This is a genomic window from Micromonospora sp. WMMC250 (assembly GCF_027460215.1).
GTDB lineage: Bacteria > Actinomycetota > Actinomycetes > Mycobacteriales > Micromonosporaceae > Micromonospora > Micromonospora taraxaci.
This window is the reverse complement of sequence record NZ_JAPZBJ010000002.1, coordinates 4,272,265-4,291,922: the sequence shown is the minus strand read 5'-3', so window position 1 is coordinate 4,291,922 and position 19,658 is coordinate 4,272,265. Positions and strand designations below refer to the sequence as shown.

Here is a 19,658-nt window from a genome sequence, read left to right as displayed (position 1 = left end):
CATGTCGGAGCACTCAGCGAACCCCTCATCGACGGCCGCCGCGACCGGCCGTCCCCTGGCGGTCAAGGCCGTCATCCCGGCCGCCGGACTGGCCACCCGGTTCCTGCCGGCCACGAAGGCGGTGCCCAAGGAGCTGCTGCCGGTGGTGGATCGGCCGGTTCTGCAGTACATCGTCGAGGAGGCCACCCAGGCCGGCATCGGCGACGTGTTGCTGATCACCGGTCGGGGTAAGACGTCGATGGTGGACCACTTCGACCGTCGCCCCGACCTGGAGGCCAGGCTGGAGGAGAAGGGCGACGCCGAGCGGCTGGCCGCCGTGCGGGGGCCCAGCGAGCTGGCCGAGATCTACACAGTGCGGCAGCCCGAGCAGCTCGGGCTCGGCCACGCCGTCGGGTACGCCGAGTCGCACGTCGGTGACCAGCCCTTCGCGGTGCTGCTGGGCGACGAGTTCGTCAAGCCGTCGGAGCCCCTGCTGCCGGCGATGCTGGAGCTGCAGGCCCGCACCGGCGGTGTGGTGCTCGCCTTCTTCGAGGTCGACCCGGCCGAGACCAAGCGGTACGGGATCGCCTCCGTCGAACCCGCCGAGTCCGAGCTGACCGACATCGGCGAGGTCGTCAAGGTGACGGGGATGGTGGAGAAGCCGCAGCCGGAGGACGCGCCGAGCAACCTCGCGGTGCTCGGCCGCTACGTGCTGCCCGGCAAGATCTTCGACGCGATCCGGCGGACCAAGCCGGGCAGCGGCGGCGAGATCCAGCTGACCGACGCGATGGAGCTGCTGCGCACCGAGGGCACCCCGGTGCACGCGATCGTCTACCGCGGCACCCGCTACGACACCGGCATGCCGCTCGGCTACCTCCAGACGGTGGTGCAGATCGCCGCCGAGCGCGACGACCTGGGTGGCGAGTTCCGATCCTGGCTGGCCGACTTCGTCAAGGCCGACGCGGCAGGCGGATCTGGTACATGACCGCGACGGCCGACGCCGAGGCGGCCGCGAACGAGTTGACGCCGCTCGCCGACTACCTGGGCAGTGTGCTGCGCAGGTTACGCGCGCTGCCGCCACTCGACCTCGACCTCACCCAGGCGCACGGCAACGTCCTCGCCGAGGACGTTGTCGCGCCGCACGCCTTCCCGGCCTTCGACCAGGCGGCCGTGGACGGTTACGCGGCCCGCTGGGAGGACATCTCCGGAGGGGGTCGGGGCCCGAGCTACGTCCCGGCCCCCTCCGGCAAGCCCGGTGGACGGACGATCCGGCTCAACGTGGTGGGCGACCTGGGCGCCGCGAGCTGGCGGCCGGTCCGGCTCACCCCGGGTTCGTGCTTCTCGGTGGCCGCCGGGGCGCCGCTGCCGGTCGCCGCGGACGTGGTCGTCCCCGTGGAGTGGACCGACCAGGGCATGGCCGCCGTGGAGATCTTCCGCACCCCCAAGCGGGGGTACGGGGTCCGCCGCGCCGGTGAGGAACTGCCCGCCGGCACCCTGCTCGCCCGCGCCGGCACGTACGTCTCCCCGGCGCTGGTAGCGGTCTTCGCCGCCACCGGCATCGGGCACGTGGTCGTCCGGCCCAGCCCTCGGGTGGTCATCGTGGCCACCGGTGACGAACTCGTCGACGTGGGTCGGGGGAGTCAGCCGGGGCAGGTGGTGGACGCGAACTCGCACGCGTTGACGGCCGCCGCGGCAGAGGTGGGCGCCCTGGCGTACCGGGTGGGGATCTGCGACGACGACCCGGAGGGGCTGCGCGGGCTGCTGGAGGACCAGACCCTGCGCGCCGACCTGATCATCACCACCGGTGGCACCGGCACCGGCCCCGGCGACATGGTGCGCCGGATCCTGTCCCGTCGCGAGGGCGGCCGGGCCGGGCCGGTCACGTTCACCGACGTGGCGCTCTATCCCGGCACCGCGCTCGGGTTCGGCACTGTCGGCGCCGAGGAGGTGCCGGTGGTCTGCCTGCCCGGCGACCCCGGCGCCGCGTTGATCGGCTTCGAGGTGCTGGCCCGCCCCGCCATCCAACTGCTCGCCGGCGCCGAGCCGGTGTTCCGACCCAGTGTGCGGGCACACCTGCTGGAGACCGTGTCGTCGCCGGCGGGGCTGCGTGAGTTCCGGCCGGCGCACGTCGCCGAGCGCCGGGGCGGCGGATACACGGTCCAGCCGCTGCGCGGTGGGCCGTTCACCCTCTCCGGGCTGGCCGAGGCGAACGGGCTGCTGGTGCTCGGTGAGCGGGTCACCACGGCCGCCGCCGGATCCACAGTGGACGTCCTGCTGCTGGACCGTCGCCGGTGACGGTCTCCCGGTCGAGCCGCAGGGGTTCCACTCGGGAGTCGCGCGGCCGTCGGGACGTCGCGGTGGGGCGGGTCGTCGCAGTGGGGCGGGACGTCGCGGTGGGTCCACTTGCGCGCGACACGGTCCCGCGCGGGAGACTGTGCGGGTGAGTCTCTTCGGACCCCCGCGGGCACCGGGCTGGCCGGTGGAGCTGGCGGACGGCCCGGTGTTGCTGCGGCCGTACCGGCGCACCGACGCCGCGGTGTGGTCGGAGATCCGGCGGGCCAACCGGGCCTGGCTGGCACCCTGGGAGTCGTCGTTGCCCGGTGCCTGGGACGACATGAACTCGCCGGCCGCGTTCCGCTGGGTGCACCGGGACCAGCGGCGTTCGGCCCGCGAGGGCGAGGGCATGCCGTTCGCTGTCTGTCTGCGCGAGGCCGACCGGGACCGGTTGGTCGGTCACATCAACGTGGGCAGCATCGTGCGGCGGGCCCTCTGCTCCGGCTACGTGGGGTACTGGGTGGACGCTCGGGTCGCCGGGCGAGGAGTGATCCCCACGGCGCTCGCGCTCGCCGTGGACCACGCGTTCGGCCCGGGCGGGCTGCACCGCGTGGAGGTCAACATCCGGCCGGAGAACCGGCCGTCGCGGCGGGTGGTGGAAAAACTGGGTTTCCGTGAGGAGTCGTACCACGTGCGCTACATGCACATCGACGGCGCTTGGCGGGACCACATCGGATACGCGATGACGAGCGAGGAGATCGCCGCCGAGGGTGGCCTGCTGGCCCGCTGGCACCGGGTACGCGCCGACGCGCGCTAGAGCCTCGCCGGGATCCTGGAGCTGAGCCGGAATTTCCGACCTCCGGCCCAGCGTCCCACGGACGGGATCGGCGCGGCGCGGTGGCAACCCGGTCGACGCGCCGTAACCTCAAGTAACTGCAAGCTGCGGCAAGCGCTCCCCGGCCGGACGATCCACGCACACAGGCGGGATCTGTGGAAGATCCTGCGGTCGGAGAGCGGTTGCTTCGAATTCGGTGACGGGAGGGGTGAGGGTGCCGACCTCGGTGCTCCTCGCCGTCCTCGCCGCCGCCGGCCTGCTCGCCCTGGCTCCGGCGCTGGTTCGCCGGTACGACGCCACCGAGCGGCTGGTGGCGGAGCGGGCGCAGTCGACGGCGCGGGTGCTCCAGCGCCGCCGGCGGCGCCGCACTGTGCCGGGACGGCGACCCGTGCACCCGCCGCGCTCGCTGGTGATCACCCTCAGTGAAGACGCGACTACGGGAGTGCTGGCCGCACCGGTCTCCGCGCCGCCCGTCGCCCGCCGCTCCGGCCGGCTACGCGCCGTGCCACCCGCGCCGAAGAAGTCGCGCCGCCGCCCGCCGCCCCAACGGCAGCACACCCCCGCCGTGTACCGGCGGCGTCGGGTGCTCGCCGCCCTGCTGCTCCTCAACGTCGTCGAGCTGATCGGCGTGGTGTTCGTCAGCCCCGGCTTCTGGGTCAGCTTCGGGGTCACCTTCCTGCTGCTGGCCGTGTACGTCGTCCACCTCCGCCGCCGGGCCCTGGCCGGCCGCCGCCGTCGCCGCGCCCGGGCCCGGGAAGCCGCCTGGCTCGCCGACCGGCAGGCCGAGGTGCGCCGGGAACAGGCCCGTCGGGCAGCGGCCCGCCGTGAGGCGCAGCGCCGCCTCGCCGCCCAACGCGAGGGGGTACGCCGCGCCGCGATGGGCCTCGACCGGCCCGGCGACCTGCCGGCGGCGGTCAACGGCGGGTCGGTCTCGTACCGGCGTTCGGGTGGGCTCCGCGGCCGTCCCTACGAGGCCGGCCGAGGCGCCTGACGCGTTGCACCCCCGGCGGCGCTGCCGGAGCGTCGGCGGCGCTGCCAGCCGTCGGCGGCGCTCGCGCTGCGGGGGTTGGCGGCGCTCGCGCTGCGGGGGTCGGCGGCGCTCGCGCTGCGGGGGTCGGCGGCGCTTGCGCTGCGGCCCGTCGGCGGGATTGATCGTCTCGGGTTCCTGGAAGTCGGGGTGTCGGAACGTCCTGGATGCCGCGATTCGCAGCAACCCGAGTGGATCTTCGGGCGGAGCGCGACCAAACGGGTGCTGATCCACTCCAGCTCGGCGATGTGGCGGTATCAAACCGGCCGGACACCCCCGGGTCGGCGATCCGGAGTGGATCTCTGGGCGGGGTGCGACGCCGCACCGGGGGCGGATTCGCGGTGGGGGCACGGGACCTGTTAGCCTTGCTGCCGGCCCGCCCGGTGTAAGCCGGGTGGGACCGAAGCCGGTTCGCCGGTGGGGGGCTGTGGCGCAGACTGGTAGCGCACCTCGTTCGCATCGAGGGGGTCAGGGGTTCAAATCCCCTCAGCTCCACCCAAGGTCAAAGGCCGTTTCCGTTAGTCGGAGACGGCCTTTGTGATCTTCTGCAGCAGGGCAGCCCAGCAGCTGGCGACCGCGGGCCGATGGGCTGACCGCGAGCTGGCCCGGCAGTGGTGTTGATCGAGGCCCCGCGACGGTACAGCAGGTTCGACGAGCCGGGTCAGAGCTGTCTCGGGGACGCCACTCCCTGCCCCGGCTCGGTCGATCAGTAGTGGTCGTCGATCGGGCGGCGTGCCTCGTCGAACAGCGCCGGCCCTTCGTAGCGCACCGGCGGCAGTGGCGGGGTGGCCGGCTTGACCTCCTCGAACTGCTCGGAGGACAGGGCGTACACCACCCGGCCCAGGCCGGAGCGGTCGATCGCGGTCGCGCACATGGGGCAGGGCTGGCAGCTGGTGTACATGGTCGTGCCGGCGGCCACGTCCGGGGCGAGTTCCCGGGCGGCCCACCGGGCCAGCTTCAGTTCCGGGTGGGCGGTGATGTCCGAGTCGGAGACCACCGTGTTGTGGTCCTCGATCAGGACGGTGCCGTCTGCGGCGGCGAGCAACGAGCCGAACGGCCGTTCGCCGGATGCGCCGGCCTCGGCAGCGATCTGCACGGCACGGCGGAGAAGTCGTTCGTCGTCGGGCGTCATCGGTCCTCCTGGGTCTTGGCGTACGCGGCCACGGCCGCGAGGGTCCGCCAGGCGCGTTCGGGCTGGCGGATCTCGGTCAGGTCGTCGTTGAACGGGTCGAGCACCACAGTCTCCGCGCCGAGCAGGCGGATCCGGTCGAGGTCGGCGGTGATCTGCTCGATGGTGCCGACCCCGGCGAGCCGGCCCGGGTCGGTGACCGGTTCGCGGGTTTCCTGAAGGGCGATGCGCGGCATCAACGCGGGTTTGGGAAGCCCCAGGTCGGCGGCGATGACGTCGAGGCGTCCGGCCGCGTCCGTGAGCTTGTCGGGCGTGAGCCGTAGCGGGTGCCAGGCGTCGCCGAGTCGTACGGCGCGACGCATGCCGGCGTCGCTGTTGCCGCCCACCCAGAGGGGGATGGGTTCGGTGTCGTAGTCGTCGGTGTTGCGCCAGGCGTCGCGCATGGCGTGCAGGTACTCGTCGGTGAGGGCGCCGCGCCGCTGGTACGGAACCCCGAGCGCCTCGAACTCCTGCCGGGCCCAGCCGACGCCGACGCCGAGGACGAGCCGGCCCCCGCTGAGCCGGTTGAGGTTCGCCGCCATCCGGGCGGTGAGCAGCGGATGCCGGTAGGGCACGATGAGCACTGTGGTGCCGAGCCGGACCCGCTGGGTCACCCCGGCCAACCAGGCCAGCGTGGTGAACGGCTCGTAGAACGGCGCTGGATACTGCTCGGCCACGTCCGGGGTCACCGCTATGTGGTCGGAGACCATCAGCAGGTCGAAGCCGAGACCCTCGACTGTCTGGGCCCACTGCCGCAGCATCCGCGGATCGGTGCCGGGGGCGAAGTTGGGTACGTTCACGCCAATCTGCACGGGATCGAGGCTAGTCAGTGTCGATCATCTTGGGAACGGGTACGGCTGCCGGCGATCACCGTGCTCAGGCGAACCTTTCGGTCGTGACGGGTATCAGGCCGCGCTGCCGTACGGCGTTCGTCAGCTCGTACAGGGTCGGTCCGACCTCCCCAGAGGCGTCCGTCGTCAACAGGGCCGTCACGTCGAGGCACCAGGCGAGCCCGTTGCCGACCCGACGCAGGTCCCAGGTGAAGTGATCACCGCCCCGCTCCAGGTGACCGGCCGCGACCGAACCCGGAGCACGCGGACCGGTCTCGAGGTCGGCCGTCCACCAGGTCGTCCGGAGGTCTTCCACCTGGTCCTCTCGGAGGTCCTTGGCGAACAGGACACGGTAGACGCGTCGCTCGGAGAACCCGGCGGGTGCCTGTGCGGGTCCGAGCCGCAGCGGCGCGGCGGTTGCGAACGGTTGGTGCACGCTGAAGGACGCGCGCAGAGCTGCCTCGTCGGGCAACCGGCCGCCGCCGAGCCTCCGGTAGACGTCCTCCGCCTCGCTCCGCTCGACGGGAACCACGGTGGCCAGCACCTCCGGGTCGGTACGCAGGGCACGGCTCAGCGACGCGGAACTCCACCAGCCGCCCTCGGGCGTCCATCCCACGCTGTCCAGTCCGGAGGTCGAGAAGTCGCGGTGGCGGGTGAACTCCTCGACGACGATCCCATCCGCGACGCCTGTCGACGCGGAGCGGCCCTGCCGGGCCAGGACCAGGTAGTAGTCCAGAGGCGGACGCCGTGCGGCCACCTCGACGGGCACTGCGCGGAGCGGATCGGCGGTCACGACCGCAACCGTAGCGAGGGGCGTCGCCCCCGGAGCGGCTAGCATCCGGGTCTCGACGTGAGGAGCGCACATGGATTCCACCGCGCAGACCCGGTTCGGCCTCGTCGGCAGTGGCTGGCGGGGTGAGTTCTTCCTCCGTCTGGCACGACTCCTGCCGCAGCGGCTGCGGGCGACCGGGGTGGTGACGCGTACCGAATCACGTGGTGCCGCTGTCGGTGCCGCCTGGGACGTGCCGACCTTCCGCACGACGGCCGAACTGCTCGCCCACGAGCGACCGGACTTCGTCATCGTGTCGGTGCCCTGGCCGGTGACCCCCGACGTGACCCGGGAGTTGGTCGCGGCCGGCGTACCAGTGCTCGCCGAGACACCGCCCGCGCCGGACCTGGCGGGGTTGCGCGCGCTCTGGGCAGACGTCGGCGGCAGTGGTCTGGTGCAGGTCGCCGAGCAGTATCTGCTGATGCCCGGGCACGCGGCCCGTCTGGCGCTGGTCCGCGCCGGGGTGCTCGGCGAGGCGACCTCGGTGCAGATCTCCTCGACGCACCTCTACCACGCGGTCTCGCTGATCCGTGGCCTGCTCGGGGTCGGGTTCGACGCCGCCGAGGTGAGTGCGCGTGCCTTCGCCGCGCCGCTGGCCGACCCGTTGTCACCGGCCGGCTGGAGTGGTGACGACACTCCCCGGCAGCTCTCCACCACGCTGGCGACCGTCGACTTCGGTGGGCGGATGGGTCTGTACGACTTCACCGACAACCAGTGGTGGAATCCGCTGCGCGGACGCCGGTTGGTGGTGCGGGGGTCGCGCGGTGAGCTGGTGGACGACCGGGTCGTCCGGCTGGTAGACCCGACCACGCCCGTCGAGTCGTCGCTGGTGCGTCGGCAGACCGGCCTCGACCTCAACCTGGAAGGGCTCGACCTGAAGCACATCAGCTTCGACGGCGACGTGGTCTATCGCAACCCGTTCGTCGGCAGTGGAATGTCCGACGACGACATCGCGGTCGCCGACCTCCTCGTGCGGGCCGGTACCTGGGCTCGGGAGGAGGGCCCGGCACCGTATCCGCTCGCCGAGGCCTGCCAGGACCACCTGATCAGCATCGCCATCGGAGAGTCCGTACGCACCGGCCGGCCGGTCACCACCACCGCCGAGGCCTGGGCGAGGTAGCCCCGCTTCTGTCCCTTCCCCGACATACCGCAACCGCGAGGTCGACTCGCGGGTGATTCCCGTATCGACGAACGCCCGGAGCACCCGGGCCGACACGGGGAGCAAGGATGAATCGAAGCACTCGACGCAGGATGATCGCCGGCGCCGCCGCCACCGCCCTGCTGGTCACCTCTCTCGGGGTGGCTGTCTCCGGGCCGGCGAGCGCCGCGCCCGGCGGTGCGGCGGCGCGTACCTGCACGATCAGTACGCTGCCGTACCCGACCGGCACCTACCGCGCCGACGCGAACGTCATCGACCCGACGGGTCGTTACGTCGCCGGTACGGCTCTGCGGGTCGGCGAGGTCGACAACCAGTACCTGCTGTTGTTCTGGGACGGGCAGCAGGTCACCGAGGTCGAGGTGCCCGGAATGGCCGACCCGGTCGACGTCAACGCCGACGGCGTGGTGATCGGCAACGGTTCGGCGCCGGGCACCGGCATCGGGCAGCCGTGGGTCTACCGCGACGGCAGGATCGAGCAGTTGCCGGTGCTGCCGTCGACCGGCATCTTCGTCAGCGCCATCAACGAGGCGGGCGACATCGTCGGCTACGGTTCGGACATCGTGCCCGGGGAGTCCGTCGCCCTGCGGTGGCCGGCCGCCCGTCCGGGCACCGTGGAGGTGCTCAAGGCCCCGGCCAACGCCCAGGCGAGCGGGATCACCGACAACGGAACCATCGTCGGCAGCGCCGGGCCCTTCGGGGACTGGAACAGCTGGGTCCGCCGGCCGAACGGCCGGATCGAGGCGCTCACGTTCCCGGGCGCCGACTGGAGCACGGCCAGCGCGGCGGCGGGCCGCTGGGCGATCGGCCTGGTCTGGCTCGACGGCAACAGCGCGAAGGTTCGGTGGGACCTCCGCAACGGCTCGCGCACTGTGCTCGATGAGGAGATTCCCGCACTGACCGACGTCAACGCCAAGGGAGTCGTGGTCGGTGGTGACCGCGTCGGCAGGGGGTCCACCTCCCGGGTCCTGCCCGGCGGCGGCGAGGGGGTGGCCGTCGGTGCCCGGTCCATCTCCGACACGGGGACCATCGTCGGGTTCCGCAACGTTCTTGCCGACCGGGTGAGCCCGGTTCGCTGGACGGGCTGCTGACACTCCGACAGGCGCAACGGTGTGGGGCCGGCCCCGTCGGGGTCGGCCCCACATCGCGTCAACGGATCACGGCTTCCAGGAGCCCGCTGTCTCGAACATCGGCTGGTACTCCAGCACTCCCGAGGTGTCGTGGACGTCGAATACGACGCTGCCGGTGCGCCTGGTGCCGGCGGTCAACTCCTCCGCGGACGGCATCGGCTTGCCGCAGCCGGAGAACGCCCCGGCGACCGCGTTGGCCTGGCTGCCGTCGGCGGCGACCCAGTTGAAGAAGAGAGGGTTCGCCGAGGCGGTGCCCTTCGTCACGGTGAGCGTCACGTCGGCGATCACGTACATGCCCTCGTCGGGCTTGAGGCCGTAGGCCTTGCAGGGCTTGGTGGCGGTGCTGAACTTCGTGACGGTGATCTCGATGGTGCCCTCGTCGCTGTCGACGACCAGTGTGTCGCCGGGCGACATGTTGCGGGTGCCGTCGGCCGGAGGCACCGACGAGGGCGTCTTCGCCGGTGGCTGGGCCACCCCTCGGCTGACCCCGGGCGTGGGGCCCGCCTCGGTCACGCTGGTCGCGACCCGGTTGGCGCCGATGACGACGGCCACGATGCCGCCGGCGCAGGCGAGCAGGGTGAGTACCGCAGCGCTGACCGCGACGACCACGACCGTCTTCTTCGACCCCTGCGCCGGCATCGGCGGTGGCACGGCGAGGGGAAAGCCGGAGCCACCGACCACCGGGTGACCTCCGCCGGTCGCCGGGTACGCGGGACCCGAGAACGGCGGCTGCGACGCGCTCCCCGCTGCCGACCACGGGCTGGGCGGCGGCGGTGTCTGCGGGACCGCCGGGTCCCCGGCCGGCTGCGACGGTGTCATCGAGGACGGCTGCGTCGGCGATTCCTGGTTCGGCTGGTGGAGGTCCTGCGGCCCGGCGGAGGGCTGGGGGTGGGTCACCGTGCTCCTTGACGCCTCGGTACGTGTGGTTCGGGGAACCCGCCGACGCTACCGTGCGTGGTGAACCGCCCGGTCGTCGCGCCGAACCCGTCCCGGGGCCCGTGATCCGTCGGTCCGGACAACCTGGACGGTCGTCAGCCGATCGTTATCGGCCACGGTGGACGCGGGGAGATCAGCGCAGCGGCAGCACCGCCGAGGTGCGGACCAGCCCGTCGGCGACGGCGAACCGGCCGGCGAGGGTGGCCGGTGGATCCTCGACCGTCGCCTGGTTCAGCCGCGCCGGTGCGATCCGGGCGGTGAACGTACCGGCGTCCGGGTCGATGTCGAGTTGGGCGTCGAGGAAGCCCAACCACGTTCCGACGACCGGATACCAGACCTTGTAGACGGTCTCCTTCGCGCTGAACAGGACGACCGGCCAGGACGTGCCGCCGGGCAGCCCCGCGCAGAGGGCCTCCTCCTCGGGCAGCAGCACCATTCTGCGTACCCCCGGGTTGATCTCCTGGTGTTGTTCGGCGTCCATTCCGACGGACCGGACGTCGGTGGTGAGCGCGGTCGCCGCGGCGCAGTAGCCGGTGGTGTGGGTGATGGTGCCGACCACCCCGGCGGGCCAGATGGGCGAGCGGTCGGCGGCGGCCGGCACGGCGGTCGGTGGCAGGCCGAGATCGGTCATGGCCCGGCGGGCGCAGGACCGGCCGGCGGCAAAGTCCCGCCGACGGGTCTCCACGGCCCGTTCACCGAGGCATGCCTGCTCGGCGGGGAGGAGTTCGCCGAGCCAGTCGTCCGGCCCGGCGACGGCGACGGCGACGGTTGAGGGAAAAATGTCACGCACGGTGTCGGCCTACTGATTGGTAGTAGTGGAGCATGCGGTCAAGCGTCAAATTTCCGACTCCCACGACCGGAGAAGGTACCGCAAAGATGTAACACCGGAGGGACGTGCAGCGCCCTCTCTGATGGCTCCGGGGGGACCACCATCAACAACGTGCCGGGCACGGTAGTCGCCCAGCCCCGTGGACATCTGGAAGGACGTGCGATGACCGATGGTGCCGAACGGTCGGGGGTGCGGGTCGACGATCATGCCCCGAAGACCCCCTGCTGGAGCTGCGGCTCCTGCGGTGACGAGTGGCCGTGCGCGACGAAGCGCAGCCGGCTACTGGCGGAGTACGGGGGTGACCGGGCGATGCTCAGCGTCTACCTGGGTTCCTGTCTCGCCGCGGCCACGGAGGACCTGCGAACCGCGCCGGTGATGTCGCTCCAGGACCGGTTCATCGGCTGGTTGCCACGCGGTTCCCGACGCGCCTGAACCGCCGGTGGCCCCGCTGCGGGCGGGGCCACCAGCGGGGCCGGCCGGTTCAGCGACGCCGAGGCCGCCGGGTCACCGCGAAGCCGAACACGCCGGCCACCGCGGCGAGCACGCCGCCGACGCCGGTCCAGACCCAGCGCGACCCGAGGTCCGGCAACCAGCCCGTGAGCGAGTCGGCGTCGTCGGCCTCCGGCTCCGCCACGGGTACGGCGTTGAGCACGGTGCCCGCCTTGGTGTTCGGCACCAGGGGTGCGGCCAACTCGCCGTCGTCGGCCGACGCGCCCCGATCGGCGACTTCAGCGACCAGCAGGTCCACGTCGACAGGTGCTCCGAGATCCGGTTCCGGGAGGTCGGTCACGGAGAGCCGGATGACGTACGAGCCGGGCAGCGGGTCGGCCGACCAGGGCTCCGCCCACGATCGCACCTCGCGCAACGTGCAGCCCAGCGTCACGCTGGACGCCTTGGCGTCCACGGTCGGGGTCTGCGCCCCGGCGGTGCACGCCTGACGGCGGCGCAGCCCGTCGAAGACGTCGACGGTCCAGGTGGACGCGCCGCTGCGTCCCTTCGGGAAGGTGACGGTGGCGGTGATCTCGTGCACCTGGCCGGCCGTCGCCGAGAACGCCCAGTAGAGGTGGTCGCCGATCGAGGCGTCCACCCGCACCGGCTGCCCGGCGGAGATCGGGGTCGCGGTGAGGAACGACGTGCCGGCCCGGTTCACCGGCGTGGCTCCCGGTGAGGGGGTCGGAGCGGCGACGGCGGCGGCGGGGGCCAGGGCGGCCCCGCCGACGGCGACCAGCGCCGCCAGTGACCGGAACAGTGCGGTACGCATCAGTTCTCCCTCCAGGTGGCGACCCACCAGCGGGTGAGCAGTCCGACGACCAGGCCGGTGATCAGCCCGGCGACGGTGAGCAGGGCGAGCAGCACCCAGCCCCGACCGAGGTCCGGTCCGTCCGGAGCGGGCGCGGCGGCGACCACGTCGATGGTCAACTCCACCGGCATGCCCGGGGTGGCCGCGGTGCCGGGGCGGGGGGCGAACGAGTTGCTCACCACCAGGCAGACGGTGGTGGGTTCGACGACCGGCGCGGAACTCTCCGCGCTCTCCGCGGCGTCCTCGTCGTCAGCGGTGGCCGACCAGCGCAGCCCGGCGGAGAGCACGTCGGCGCGTCCGCTGCCGGCGTCCGCGCCCCGAACCAGTTCCCGACCGTCCGCCGCGGTGGCCCGCAGCAGCACCCCGTAGTCCCGGTTCACGGGTCGGTCCAGCGCGATGCTCACCGACGCCCGCAGCTCCTGCCCGGGGCGTACCGGCACCCGGTAGTAGCGGTGCTCGGAGAACGCCTCCCGGTCGGCGTAGACGCCGGGGGCGAGCAGTGGGGCCGAGTCGCAGGCGTTCGCGCCGCCGACCACCGTCGGGGCGCGGGTGTGCGTGTCGCCGGCCCGCTCGACGAGCTGTTTGATCCGGCCGGTCAGTTCCTCGGCGCTCTGCGCGGCGGTGTAGGTGCCGCCGGTCGCGCTGGCGATGCAGAGCAACTGCCGACGGACCTTCTCGTCGGGGGCCAGGCCGAGGGTGTCGACGACCAGGCTGGTGCCCTGGGCGGCCAACTCCCGGGCCACCTCGCACGGGTCCGGTGGGGCGCAGGTGTCCTCGCCGTCGGTGATCAGCACGATCCGACGGGTGGTGGCCCCGCTGCCCAGGTCCTGTGCGGCGGAGCGCAGTGCGAGGCCGACGGGTGTGAACCCGGTCGGCCGTAGTGTCGCCACCGCAGCCTTGGCCGCGGTGCGGTCCACCGGGCCGACCGGGACGATCTGCTGGGTGTCCTGGCAGCCGACTTTCTTGTCCTTGCCGCGGTAGGTCGCGCCGAGCACGCGGATGCCGAGCTGGGTCTCCTCCGGCAGCGCGTCCACCACGTCGTTGAAGGCCTGTTGCGCGACGGAGATCCGGCTGCGTCCGTCGATGTCGGCGGCGCGCATCGAGCCGCTGACGTCCAGCACCAGCTCGACCCGGGGTGGTTCGGGCGCCGGCTCCTCGTCGGCCCACGCCGGGGCGGGCCCGGCCAACGCGGTGGTCGCCAGCAGTCCGAGAAGGACAGCCGTCGATCGTCTGAAGTTGATCACGGCCCGCAGTGTAGTGAGATCCACTTTGGATGATCGTCTGGGTGGCGAAGATCGAGTTCCGGCGCCGCCGGCCGGGTCGGCGACCGCCCCTGACCGGCCGCTTCCGCGCTCTGGGTCCACGTCAGGTCACCCTCGGTCAACTGACGAAGGGTAGGTGTCGGTCCGGTCATCGTCGGTCGGAAATCTGACCCAAGTCGACCCGTTGTGCCGGTGGTGCGCGGTGGTTAAGCTCTTCATGCGCGCCCCAATCGCCCGCTTCCCCCGTGGCAGGCGATCGGGGCGCGCGTCTTTGTCAGAAGGGCCCGCACGCTTCGGCGTGCGGGCCCTTCTCGTCGCGCTGCGCGGCGCGTCGCCTGTCGGTGCTTATATCCACCGACCGTCGAGCCACATCCGGGACAGCCAGTCCGAGTACGGAATCACCGTGCCGACGAAGATCGGATAGAAGTACGCGAAGCAGAGCCCGACCAGCAACACGTACGCCCCGGCCGCGATGCTGCCCACCAGTCGACGTTCGTAGCTCGGGTCGCCGGGCACCAGTGGCACCACCTCGCCCACGTCGCCTCCGGCGGGAGCGATCAGCGCGCCCATCACGTACACCACGGCGAGCACCAGGAACGGCACCACCGGCGCGGCGTAGAACGAGAACATCGTCCGGCCGTCGAGGGCGAGCCAGAACCAGGGCAGCAGCCCGGCCGCCACGGTCAGCAGGATCGCGCCGGCCCGCCAGTCCCGACGGGCCAGGCCCAGCCAGGCCAGTGCCACCAGGGCGGGCAGGAACGACCACCAGAGCAGCGGGGTGCCGAGCAGCAGGATCTCGGAGGCGCAGGTCGGCGCGCCGCAGGTGCCGTTGCTGGCGTAGTGGAACGCCACCGGACGACCGAGCAGCAGCCACTGCCACGGCCAGGACTGGTATTTGTGCGCGTCGTCGAGTTGGGCGTGGAACCCGTAGGCCGCGCGGTGGTACTCGTAGAGGTTGATCAGCGGGCCGATCACCGGGCGGTCACTCAGCTTGTCGGTCGCGTACTGCGTCGACGTCGCCAGCCGGTAGTAGCCGTCGTCGGTGACCAGCCAGCCCGTCCAGGTGACGAGGTAGGTGCCCACCATGAGCACACCGGCGAGCACCACCCAGGGCAGCTCGTCGAGCACTGTGTCCCGCCAGGGCCGGCGGACCCCCGCCGAACGGCGGACGCCGACCTCCCAGAGGAGCACCAGCAGCGCGAAGGCCGGAACGAAATACAGAGCGCTCCACTTCACCGCGCAAGCGCAGCCGAGCAACACCCCGGCGGCCAGCCGCCACCACGGCCAGGTGCGCCAACCGGTCGCCGGTCGGCCGGCGCGGCCCGGCTGGGTCGGGTCGAGCCCGTCGTCCAGGGCCCGCGCCCACCGGCGACGGCGGGCGTCCCGGTCGAGCACCAACGCGCCGAACGCCGCCAGCACGAAGAAGAGCAGGAAGATGTCGAGCAGCGCCGCGCGGGACAGCACCAGGTGGAAGCCGTCCAGGGCGAGCAGCAGGCCGGCCGCGCAGCCGAGCACCGTCGAGTGGAACATCCGTCGACCGATGCGGACCAGCAGCAGCACCGACAGCGTGCCGATCACGGCCGCCGAGAACCGCCAGCCGAACTCCGGCGCGGTGGTGATCAGGTGGCCGGGCACGGAGACCTTCGACTCGGCGTCCTGGTAGCCGAAGGCCCACTCGCCGAGACCGATCAACCACTTGCCCAGCGGTGGGTGCACCACGTACGACGGGACGTTGTCCTTGTAGTTCCACTCGACGGCGCGGGTGATCAACCCGAAGCCGTCCTTGGCGTAGTACGTTTCGTCGAAGATCTTGCCCTTCGGGCTGGACAGCCCGACGAACCGCAGGATCGCCGCGATGGCCACCACCACCGCCGTGGCCAGCCAGGAGAACCGGTCCACTTTGGTGTCGACGGTGGCGAACCTCCGCCTGACCACGGCGGACACGCCGCCACCATCGGCACTCGGTGCCGTCGGCTCCTGGCTGGGGCTGGGCTCGCCCGTCACCTCGACCATCTTGTCAGGCTCGGCGCTCGGGCTCTGCGCTGTCGACGCACTCGTCACCCGGCGATCGTAGGCTGCCAAGGTGTCCGGTGGCGCCCGTCGTCCCTGATACCGGTACTCACTGTCGATGAAGGAGACGAACCTGTGGGTGAAATGTCCGAGACTGGGCGCCTGGTCCTGCTCGGTGCCCCGCTCGGCAACCCCGCCGACGCCTCGACCCGCTTCCGGGAGGTGCTGAGCAGCGCCGACGTGGTCGCGGCCGAGGACACCCGCCGGCTCACCCGGCTGGCCCGCGACCTCGACATCACCGTCGGCGGTCGCATCGTCTCGTACTTCGAGGGCAACGAGGAGCGACGCACCCCCGAGCTGGTCGAGGTCATCCTCGGCGGGTACGTGGTGGCGCTGGTCACCGACGGGGGAATGCCGAGCGTCTCCGACCCCGGCTATCGGCTGGTCCGCGCCGCGTTGGACGTCGGGGCGCCGGTCACCGTCGCCCCCGGGCCGAGCGCGGTCACCACCGCCTTGGCCGTCTCCGGGTTGCCCTGCGACCGGTTCTGCTTCGAGGGCTTCCTGCCCCGCGCCTCCGGCGCCCGCCGGTCCCGGCTGCGCGCGCTCGCCGCCGAGGAACGCACCCTCGTCTTCTTCGAGGCCCCGCACCGGATCGGCGCGGCTCTCACCGACCTCGCCGACACGTTCGGCGCGGACCGGCCCGCCGCGCTCTGTCGCGAGCTGACCAAGACCTACGAGGAGGTGCTCCGCCGTCCGCTCGGCGAGCTGGCCCGGTGGGCCGCCGAGGCGAACCCGCGCGGAGAGATCACTCTGGTGGTGGCCGGAGCGCCGGCGACCGCCCCGGAACGCCCGGACGACGACACCCTGCGCGCGGCGGTCGCCGAGCGGGAGGCCGCCGGCCGCTCACGCCGGGACGCCATCACCGATGTCGCCACCGAGTACGCGCTGCGCCGCCGGGACGTCTACACGATCGTGCACAGCTGAGCCGCACGCGGATCCTGACGGCCCGCCTACCAGGCGGCGACCAGGAAGCCGACGGTGATCAGCACAGGGCCGGCGGCGGCGGCGGTCACTGCCCAACGGCGGCTCCGACGGCCCGGCAACCGGGCCGACCCGGTCCACCGGACGATGCCGGCGGTGCAGGCCAGCACCACCAGCAGACCCGGCAGCCAGCGCAGGTGCCGGCCCACGCCGGTGTCCGCGTACGCGGTGGTGGCGTCCGGGCCGGTCATCCGCGCCGACAGCCGTGTGCCGCCCGCGTTCGCGACGGCGGGCACGCCGGTCACCCGTACACCGTGCGCGATGAACCGTCCGTCCTGTGCCGTGAACGTCCCCCGGCACCGTTGGGTGAGCCCGTCGCCGGTGCAGCCGTCGAGCACCACGGTGCCCACCCGGGCGTGCCCGACCGCGAGCCAGAACGGGCCGGCGCTGACCCACGCGAAGAAGGCCGCGACCAGGCTCAGCGCCACCAGCGCGGCGAGGCCGGGCAGCGGATCGGGCGGCGGGGCCGTCCGGCTCGGCGGCCGGCGCCGCATCGGGCGGAAGTCCAGGTCCCGGTCCGGCGCCGGATCCTCGCGGACCGGGGTGCCGTCCCAGTGCACCTCCTCGATCGGTGCCCAGAAGGCGTCGTCACCGTCCGGGGCGTCACCGTCGGCCCGCCGGCCCCGGTGCCGGCGGCCCTGCTGCCGGACGGGCACCCGACGCGGTACCGCGTCCACCGGCGCGCCGGTGGTCGGCTCCACCTCGACGGTCTCCGCGGCGGCGACCGTCGCGCCGGCGGTCGGGCCCGGAGGGCTCGGCCGGGCCGGACTCGGCGCGGGCGCGGCGGGGGTCGGCCGGGCCGGGGTGGGTGTCGGGGCGGCCGGCGTGGGTCGGGCCGGCGTGGCGGCAAGCTCCGCGGGCCTGGTCTGCTGCGCCTCCGGCGGGTCGGCCCCCGCTGGCGTGGTCGGACTCGGTCGCGGGCTGGGACCCTGTCGCGCCCCGGCGCCGGTGCCGGGTACCAGCCGGGGCTGGGGGGCGACGCCGGCACTCCGGGGCGGAGCCGGATCGGGACCGGGGTCGTCGTCGACCGCCGGTCCGGTGGGCCGGTCCTCGTGGTCCCGTGCCGCTCGTCTGCCAGTCACGACGTTCATTGCACACCGCTGCGGGGGGCGGAACGCGCAGCTCGACCGCGTGTCGGCGACAAATCGGACCAATGGTGGAGGTGGTCGGCCCGGTCCGCTGGCGCGGCACCCCCCATTGGTTCGCGGGCGCCCCGGACGGGTCACTAGGCTTGCTGCTCATGAGTCACGTTCTCGCGGCAGTGGCCTGGCCGTACGCCAACGGCCCCCGCCACATCGGCCACGTCTCCGGTTTCGGCGTTCCCTCCGACGTCTTCGCCCGGTACATGCGGATGGCCGGCCACGACGTGCTCATGGTCTCCGGCACCGACGAGCACGGCACCCCGATCCAGGTGCAGGCCGACGCCGACGGGGTCACCCCGCGCGAACTGGCCGACAGGTACAACAGGGTGATCGTCGAGGACCTGCACGGTCTCGGCCTCTCCTACGACCTGTTCACCCGCACCACCACCCGCAACCACTACGCCGTGGTGCAGGAGTTGTTCGAGGGGATGTACCGCAACGGCTACATCGTGCCGAAGACCACGATGGGCGCCATCTCCCCGTCCACCGGGCGCACCCTGCCCGACCGTTACATCGAGGGCACCTGCCCGATCTGCGGGTACGACAGCGCCCGGGGCGACCAGTGCGACAACTGCGGCAACCAGCTCGACCCGATCGACCTGATCAACCCGAAGTCGCGGATCAACGGGGAAGCCCCGAAGTTCGTCGAGACCGAGCACTTCTTCCTCGACCTGCCCGCCCTGGCCGAGGTGCTGCGGCAGTGGCTGGACACCCGCGAGGGGTGGCGGCCCAACGTGCTGCGGTTCTCCCGCAACCTGCTCGACGACCTCCAGCCCCGGGCGATCACCCGCGACCTGGAATGGGGTGTGCCGATCCCGCTGGACGGCTGGCGGGACCGGTCGGACAAGCGGATCTACGTCTGGTTCGACGCGGTGATCGGTTACCTGTCCGCCTCGATCGAGTGGGCCCGCCGCTCCGGCGACCCCGAGGCGTGGCGGAAGTACTGGTCCGCCGACGGTGATGGTAAGGACGCCCAGTCCTACTACTTCATGGGCAAGGACAACATCGTCTTCCACTCGGTGATCTGGCCGGCGCTGCTCTCCGGCTACTCCGGCGAGGGCTCCCGCGACGGGGAGCCGGGCGAGCTGGGTCGGCTCAACCTGCCCACCGAGGTCGTCTCCAGCGAATACCTGACCATGGAGGGGCGCAAGTTCTCCTCGTCCCGCAAGGTCGTCATCTACGTCCGGGACTTCCTGGAGCGCTACGACGCCGACGCCCTGCGGTACTTCATCGCCGCCGCCGGCCCGGAGAGCAACGACACCGACTTCACCTGGGCCGAGTTCCTCCGCCGCAACAACGACGAGCTGGTCGCCGGCTGGGGCAACCTGGTCAACCGGTCGGTCTCCATGGCGGCGAAGAACTTCGGCGCGATCCCACCGGTCGACCCGGCCGGGCTCACCGAGGCCGACGAGACGCTGCTCGCGGTGGCCCGGGCCGGGTTCGCCACGGTCGGCGACCTGATCGGCCGGCACCGGCAGAAGCAGGCCATCGGCGAGGCCATGAAGGTGGTCGCCGAGGCCAACAAGTACCTCTCCGAGCAGGCCCCGTGGAAGCTCAAGGACGAGGCGGACAAGCCCCGGATGGGCACCATCCTGCACGTCGCCCTCCAGGTGATCAGCGACGCCAACACGCTGCTCACCCCGTTCCTGCCGCACTCCGCTCAGCAGGTGCACGAACTGCTCGGCGGCACCGGCGTGCACGCGCCGATGCCCGTCATCGAGCAGGTCGACGACCTGGACGGCGGCCCGGCCTACCCCGTGCTCACCGGTGACTACACCGTCGGCGCGCGCTGGGAGTCGGTGGCGATCGAGGCGGGTCGGCCGCTGGCGGCGCCGAAGCCGGTGTTCCGCAAGCTCGACCCGTCGATCGTCGACGAGGAACTGGCCCGACTGGCCGGCTGACAGTGTGAC

The 19,658-nt window shown here is 72.4% G+C and carries 18 protein-coding genes and 1 tRNA gene; 10 read left to right on the top strand and 9 right to left on the bottom strand.

The genetic code is table 11. From position 1 onward, the window contains the following. Nucleotide 1: 1 nt before the first annotated feature. The 5 genes from O3438_RS19140 to O3438_RS19120 all read left to right on the top strand — a co-directional run bounded on the left by O3438_RS19140 (nt 2) and on the right by O3438_RS19120 (nt 4,610). Nucleotides 2-964 (top strand): UTP--glucose-1-phosphate uridylyltransferase, encoded by a 963-nt coding sequence (locus O3438_RS19140; RefSeq protein WP_269681232.1) that lies wholly within the window; start codon nt 2-4, stop codon nt 962-964. Beyond that, nucleotides 961-2,274, top strand: a complete 1,314-nt coding sequence (locus tag O3438_RS19135; protein WP_269681231.1) for a molybdopterin molybdotransferase MoeA — start codon at nt 961-963, stop codon at nt 2,272-2,274. Before O3438_RS19140 ends, O3438_RS19135 begins: the two co-directional genes overlap by 4 nt. Before the next feature lie 145 nt (nt 2,275-2,419). Continuing rightward, nucleotides 2,420-3,070 carry a GNAT family N-acetyltransferase gene (locus O3438_RS19130; RefSeq protein WP_269681230.1) on the top strand — a complete coding sequence of 217 codons (651 nt, stop codon included), beginning with the start codon at nt 2,420-2,422 and terminating at the stop codon, nt 3,068-3,070. A gap of 226 nt (nt 3,071-3,296) precedes the next feature. Continuing rightward, nucleotides 3,297-4,079 carry a divisome protein SepX/GlpR gene (sepX, locus tag O3438_RS19125; protein WP_269681229.1) on the top strand — a complete coding sequence of 261 codons (783 nt, stop codon included), beginning with the start codon at nt 3,297-3,299 and terminating at the stop codon, nt 4,077-4,079. Nucleotides 4,080-4,536: 457 nt separating this feature from the next. Next, a tRNA-Ala gene (locus tag O3438_RS19120) sits at nt 4,537-4,610 on the top strand. 211 nt (nt 4,611-4,821) lie between these two features. Here the strand turns inward: O3438_RS19120 and O3438_RS19115 are convergent. The 3 genes from O3438_RS19115 to O3438_RS19105 all read right to left on the bottom strand — a co-directional run bounded on the left by O3438_RS19115 (nt 4,822) and on the right by O3438_RS19105 (nt 6,906). Further along, nucleotides 4,822-5,247, bottom strand: a complete 426-nt coding sequence (locus O3438_RS19115; RefSeq protein ID WP_088986448.1) for a nucleoside deaminase — start codon at nt 5,245-5,247, stop codon at nt 4,822-4,824. Then, nucleotides 5,244-6,095 carry an LLM class flavin-dependent oxidoreductase gene (locus O3438_RS19110; RefSeq protein WP_269681228.1) on the bottom strand — a complete coding sequence of 284 codons (852 nt, stop codon included), beginning with the start codon at nt 6,093-6,095 and terminating at the stop codon, nt 5,244-5,246. Before O3438_RS19110 ends, O3438_RS19115 begins: the two co-directional genes overlap by 4 nt. A 64-nt stretch (nt 6,096-6,159) precedes the next feature. Then, nucleotides 6,160-6,906 (bottom strand): hypothetical protein, encoded by a 747-nt coding sequence (locus tag O3438_RS19105; RefSeq protein WP_269681227.1) that lies wholly within the window; start codon nt 6,904-6,906, stop codon nt 6,160-6,162. 70 nt (nt 6,907-6,976) lie between these two features. On the opposite strand from O3438_RS19105, the gene O3438_RS19100 reads away from it, so the two are divergent. Next, nucleotides 6,977-8,062: a Gfo/Idh/MocA family protein gene (locus tag O3438_RS19100; protein ID WP_269681226.1), complete on the top strand. Its 1,086-nt coding sequence runs from the start codon at nt 6,977-6,979 to the stop codon at nt 8,060-8,062. A gap of 107 nt (nt 8,063-8,169) precedes the next feature. Further along, a complete protein-coding gene (locus O3438_RS19095) occupies nt 8,170-9,189 on the top strand; it encodes a hypothetical protein (protein ID WP_269681225.1) in 1,020 nt (339 codons plus the stop codon). A 66-nt stretch (nt 9,190-9,255) separates the two neighbouring features. On the opposite strand, the gene O3438_RS19090 is transcribed toward O3438_RS19095, so the two are convergent. Beyond that, complete coding sequence (locus tag O3438_RS19090) at nt 9,256-10,125, bottom strand: hypothetical protein (RefSeq protein WP_269681224.1); 870 nt, start codon at nt 10,123-10,125, stop codon at nt 9,256-9,258. 172 nt (nt 10,126-10,297) lie between these two features. Then, on the bottom strand, nt 10,298-10,954 hold the full coding sequence (locus O3438_RS19085; RefSeq protein ID WP_269681223.1) for a 4'-phosphopantetheinyl transferase family protein: 657 nt from the start codon (nt 10,952-10,954) through the stop codon (nt 10,298-10,300). A 201-nt stretch (nt 10,955-11,155) separates the two neighbouring features. On the opposite strand from O3438_RS19085, the gene O3438_RS19080 reads away from it, so the two are divergent. Then, nucleotides 11,156-11,425 (top strand): hypothetical protein, encoded by a 270-nt coding sequence (locus O3438_RS19080; protein WP_269681222.1) that lies wholly within the window; start codon nt 11,156-11,158, stop codon nt 11,423-11,425. Between the two features lie 49 nt (nt 11,426-11,474). Here the strand turns inward: O3438_RS19080 and O3438_RS19075 are convergent, their stop codons facing one another. The 3 genes from O3438_RS19075 to O3438_RS19065 all read right to left on the bottom strand — a co-directional run bounded on the left by O3438_RS19075 (nt 11,475) and on the right by O3438_RS19065 (nt 15,568). Continuing rightward, complete coding sequence (locus tag O3438_RS19075) at nt 11,475-12,254, bottom strand: peptidase (RefSeq protein WP_269681221.1); 780 nt, start codon at nt 12,252-12,254, stop codon at nt 11,475-11,477. Further along, nucleotides 12,254-13,537: a VWA domain-containing protein gene (locus tag O3438_RS19070; protein ID WP_269681220.1), complete on the bottom strand. Its 1,284-nt coding sequence runs from the start codon at nt 13,535-13,537 to the stop codon at nt 12,254-12,256. The genes O3438_RS19075 and O3438_RS19070 overlap by 1 nt, the downstream gene beginning before the upstream one ends. A gap of 363 nt (nt 13,538-13,900) precedes the next feature. Next, the gene (locus O3438_RS19065; protein WP_269683688.1) at nt 13,901-15,568 is read right to left on the bottom strand and encodes a dolichyl-phosphate-mannose--protein mannosyltransferase; all 1,668 of its coding nucleotides are present in this window, start codon (nt 15,566-15,568) and stop codon (nt 13,901-13,903) included. A 141-nt stretch (nt 15,569-15,709) separates the two neighbouring features. Here O3438_RS19065 and rsmI point away from each other — a divergent pair, with 141 nt between their 5' ends. Beyond that, a complete protein-coding gene (gene rsmI, locus O3438_RS19060; protein WP_442929623.1) occupies nt 15,710-16,549 on the top strand; it encodes a 16S rRNA (cytidine(1402)-2'-O)-methyltransferase in 840 nt (279 codons plus the stop codon). Between the two features lie 26 nt (nt 16,550-16,575). On the opposite strand, the gene O3438_RS19055 is transcribed toward rsmI, so the two are convergent. Further along, nucleotides 16,576-17,697 (bottom strand): hypothetical protein, encoded by a 1,122-nt coding sequence (locus tag O3438_RS19055; protein ID WP_442929622.1) that lies wholly within the window; start codon nt 17,695-17,697, stop codon nt 16,576-16,578. Nucleotides 17,698-17,846: 149 nt separating this feature from the next. Here O3438_RS19055 and metG point away from each other — a divergent pair, with 149 nt between their 5' ends. After that, complete coding sequence (metG, locus tag O3438_RS19050) at nt 17,847-19,649, top strand: methionine--tRNA ligase (protein ID WP_269681217.1); 1,803 nt, start codon at nt 17,847-17,849, stop codon at nt 19,647-19,649. Nucleotides 19,650-19,658: the final 9 nt, after the last annotated feature.

What these genes read in the sequence shown, in the direction of transcription:
- O3438_RS19140 (WP_269681232.1), top strand. Translation starts at nt 2, where the DNA reads ATGTCGGAGCACTCAGCGAACCCCTCATCGACGGCCGCCGCGACCGGC.
- O3438_RS19135 (WP_269681231.1), top strand. Translation starts at nt 961, where the DNA reads ATGACCGCGACGGCCGACGCCGAGGCGGCCGCGAACGAGTTGACGCCG.
- O3438_RS19115 (WP_088986448.1), bottom strand. Translation starts at nt 5,247, where the DNA reads ATGACGCCCGACGACGAACGACTTCTCCGCCGTGCCGTGCAGATCGCT.
- O3438_RS19100 (WP_269681226.1), top strand. Translation starts at nt 6,977, where the DNA reads ATGGATTCCACCGCGCAGACCCGGTTCGGCCTCGTCGGCAGTGGCTGG.
- O3438_RS19095 (WP_269681225.1), top strand. Translation starts at nt 8,170, where the DNA reads ATGAATCGAAGCACTCGACGCAGGATGATCGCCGGCGCCGCCGCCACC.
- O3438_RS19080 (WP_269681222.1), top strand. Translation starts at nt 11,156, where the DNA reads ATGACCGATGGTGCCGAACGGTCGGGGGTGCGGGTCGACGATCATGCC.
- O3438_RS19075 (WP_269681221.1), bottom strand. Translation starts at nt 12,254, where the DNA reads ATGCGTACCGCACTGTTCCGGTCACTGGCGGCGCTGGTCGCCGTCGGC.
- O3438_RS19065 (WP_269683688.1), bottom strand. Translation starts at nt 15,568, where the DNA reads ATGGTCGAGGTGACGGGCGAGCCCAGCCCCAGCCAGGAGCCGACGGCA.
- rsmI (WP_442929623.1), top strand. Translation starts at nt 15,710, where the DNA reads ATGTCCGAGACTGGGCGCCTGGTCCTGCTCGGTGCCCCGCTCGGCAAC.
- O3438_RS19055 (WP_442929622.1), bottom strand. Translation starts at nt 17,697, where the DNA reads ATGAACGTCGTGACTGGCAGACGAGCGGCACGGGACCACGAGGACCGG.
- metG (WP_269681217.1), top strand. Translation starts at nt 17,847, where the DNA reads ATGAGTCACGTTCTCGCGGCAGTGGCCTGGCCGTACGCCAACGGCCCC.